This is a genomic window from Caballeronia sp., from assembly GCF_049581465.1.
In the GTDB taxonomy this organism is placed as follows: Bacteria; Pseudomonadota; Gammaproteobacteria; order Burkholderiales; family Burkholderiaceae; genus Caballeronia.
On sequence record NZ_JBAUSA010000720.1, the window covers coordinates 1 to 2,370 of the forward strand.

A 2,370-nucleotide genomic window follows, 5' to 3' on the forward strand; every position below is an offset into this window, starting at 1 on the left:
GGCCGCCCAGCCTACCTACACCGCGCGATCCGCCTGGACCTATCCGTTCGAGTCCGCATGGTCCCGACTTTCGAAGTTTCAGACGTTTAGTCGGATAGCAATCCGGAAAGGGACGATGGAGTGCGAGGGTAACATTGAGAGAGCGATACAAGTTACTGCCCGACTCATGCGGCGTCGCGAATTCTTATGGCCGAGAGGCAAGCGTGCCGCTATCCCGGCCGAGGCCGTGCGCGATGCACTAGTCAACGCCAATGGGCAACTTCTCGAAGGCGCTGCAGACTTCCTTCGGCGCAGCATGTCCATTGACAAAATGCAACCCGAGGAAGTGTGGCCGAGAATGGTCAAACCAGTATTGGAAGTCGTGTGGCCAACAGGGGACCGTTTCCGGCGCGATTCGGTGACGTGCCAACTTGCCTCGCTCTGCATCGCGACAGGCCCCGCGTTCCCCGAGGCTCTCGCATATCTCCGTTTCAACGAGATCCAGTATCCAGGGACTATTACCCTCGCAACGTCCAGCAAGGAGGCGCTCATCGCTCTTGCCAGACGACGCTGCGACGTGCTGTTCGCCATGCTGCGCGACGGCACCTTCTACCAACCCAAATCCGCCCCCAATGCTTGACGAAGCACATAGGGGCACCCCCCAGAGTGGACGCACGGCACACCCCTTTGTGCAAAGGTGATTTCGACGCTGGGCACTTCTGTTGTCAGTGACCCGTACCTATAGTCAGACCAGCTTTCGAACGCAAGCCACACCGCCATGGTGTGGACCTGCGCGAAGCTTCCTCACTTTCAGGAGCAGATCATGTTGACCACAACGTCCCCCTCGGCCTTCCTCGAGACCGCTGCCGCGAGCCAGGACGCCCAATACTTCGAGTACACGTCGTCAGCCAATCCGATCGGTGCGAAGCTCATCTCGCGCGTGCCATTCTGCAGTTGCGCACCTTCGCTGTACGCAGAGGGTGCCACCCGCGTCGTGCCGCTCGACCTCTCCGAGGAACTGGGTTGCCCCGGCCCCGCGACTGGTCCCGGCATGAGCGCCAATTTCCTGCGCATCAACGCAGGCGAGGCATTGACGCTCTCCCCTAACGCGACCTCGCAGGTTTGCTACGTCATCAGCGGAACCGGCAACGTGGCGCAGGGCAAGACCCGCTTCCCGTTTGCGCAGGGCGATTTCTTCACCCTGCCGGGCGGCGATGACGCCATGCTGTACGCAGACGCGACGGCCACGCTCTACTACGTCAACGACGCGCCGCTGCTCACCTATCTCGGCACAACGGGCGTGCGCGCACGCTTTGCACCGACGCTGTATCCCGCTGCGCAGACGCAGGCCGAATTGCGCAAGGTCGCGGATCAACCCAATGCAGGCCGCCGTAACCGCATCAGCGTGCTGATGGGCAACGCCAACTTCCCGCAAACGCGAACGGTCACGCATGTGCTGTGGGCCATGTTCGGGATTGTGCCGCCCAACTCAATGCAGAAGCCGCATCGCCACCAGTCAATTGCACTTGACTTCATCGCCGGGGGCAATCCGGGCGTCTATACGCTGGTCGGTACCGAACTGGATGAGAACGGCGACATCGTGAATCCAACCCGTGTCGATTGGGAAGCCGGGATGGCGTTTGTTACACCGCCGGGATACTGGCACGCGCATTTCAATGAAACGGATGAAAACGCTTATGTGATTCCGATCCAGGATGCCGGCTTGCAGACCTGGCTGCGCACGCTCGACATCCGCTTCGCGCGTTAAGGCTGAAGGTCGAGCGCGAGGCCGTCGTCCCAGTATGGCGGCTCGCCAATCGCCTCGGCGTAGAAATCCACGAACGCGCGCACCTTCGACGAAACGATTTTCTTCGGTGGGTAGACCGCCCAGACCGCGGGTTCGGCTCGTCCAGTGCGCGCCTCCCATTCAGGCAGCACCTGCAGCAGGCGCCCTTCGCGCAGAGCTGTAGATGCGAGCCATGTCGGCAGGAGCGCAAGGCCGCAGCCGGCCACAGCGAGTTCCAGCACCGCTTCGGAGTCGTCTGCGCGCAAGCGTCCTTGTAACTGCACCAGGACCTGCTCCGGCTGTGCCTGCCCATCTGCGGCACGGGTGAAAGACCATTTGTCGTCGGGCAGCAGGGGCAAACGAAGCGCGTCGTGCGCGGCCAGATCTTCAGGGACGCGAGGCATGCCGTTGCGCTCGAAATATTCCGGGCTGCCGCAGGCGATACGACGATGCGGCGCCATGCGTTTGGCCATCAATAAGGAATCGGGCAGCACGCCAATACGGATCGCCACGTCGATGCCAGCGTCGATCATGTTCAGCGTTTCGTCGGTCGACACGATATCGAGGCCGATGTCGGCGTAGCGCGTCATGAACGCTGGCAGATG

2 protein-coding genes and 1 pseudogene are annotated in these 2,370 nt (G+C 61.7%); 2 read left to right on the plus strand and 1 reads right to left on the minus strand.

Annotated features, from left to right (window positions below; translation table 11 throughout):
* Nucleotides 1-474: 474 nt before the first annotated feature.
* Together WCA53_RS17705 and WCA53_RS17710 are read left to right on the plus strand one after the other, a co-directional pair.
* Nucleotides 475-619: pseudogene (locus tag WCA53_RS17705) on the plus strand (IS110 family transposase); the annotation flags it as partial.
* A gap of 183 nt (nucleotides 620-802) precedes the next feature.
* Nucleotides 803-1,747: a cupin domain-containing protein gene (locus WCA53_RS17710; RefSeq protein ID WP_423913260.1), complete on the plus strand. Its 945-nt coding sequence runs from the start codon at nucleotides 803-805 to the stop codon at nucleotides 1,745-1,747.
* On the opposite strand, the gene WCA53_RS17715 is transcribed toward WCA53_RS17710, so the two are convergent.
* On the minus strand, nucleotides 1,744-2,370 hold a 627-nt coding region (locus WCA53_RS17715), incomplete at its 5' end, for a substrate binding domain-containing protein (protein ID WP_423913263.1). The two genes, WCA53_RS17710 and WCA53_RS17715, sit on opposite strands and share 4 nt — an antisense overlap.